Consider the following 667-nt stretch of genomic DNA (forward strand, 5'->3'; position numbering starts at 1 on the left):
GTATCGAAATGGGTATACCTAACAAAGAAAGTATGCAAGCACGTCTACTTGAATCGGAGGTCTATAAACAAGCCTTCTCTAGCCTATTTGGAAAAGACATATTAAGTAAACCGGGGAAGCTCTATGACGCCATGGCCGAAAGCATCGCAGCCTTTGAAAAAACCGATTTTTTCTCTCCCTTCGACTCAAAGTATGACCGCTATTTAAGAGGCGAATATGAACTTAGTAAGCAAGAAGAACTTGGAATGACCTTATTCTTCTCGCAGCAATTCACCAACTGTAACCAATGCCACCAATTACGAAGCAGCCCAACCGCGCCGGATGAAACCTTCAGCAATTATGAGTATCACAACATTGGTATACCGACAAACCTTGCTGTTCGAAAACAAAACAAGCTCGACGAAGACTATGTCGATATAGGTCTACTCGCGAACGCTCAAGTCCACGATGAAAAGCATAAAGGAAAATTCAAAACACCAACGCTTCGAAATGTCGCCGTCACCAGCCCTTACATGCACAACGGTGTTTTTAAAGAGCTTCGAACAGTTATCGACTTCTATAACAAATATAACTCCAAAAGCGCCAAGCGTCAGATAAACCCAGAAACGGGCGAAAGCTGGGATAAGCCATAATTCCACGAAACAATCTCTTTTGAGGAACTTCAATC

General features: G+C 42.7%; 1 protein-coding gene. It reads left to right on the top strand.

What is annotated here, in order from left to right; translation table 11 throughout:
* On the top strand, nt 1–632 hold a 632-nt coding region (locus tag A3735_RS27350; RefSeq protein WP_304440035.1), incomplete at its 5' end, for a cytochrome-c peroxidase.
* Nucleotides 633–667 lie beyond the last annotated feature (35 nt).

This window comes from Oleiphilus sp. HI0061 (assembly GCF_001635675.1).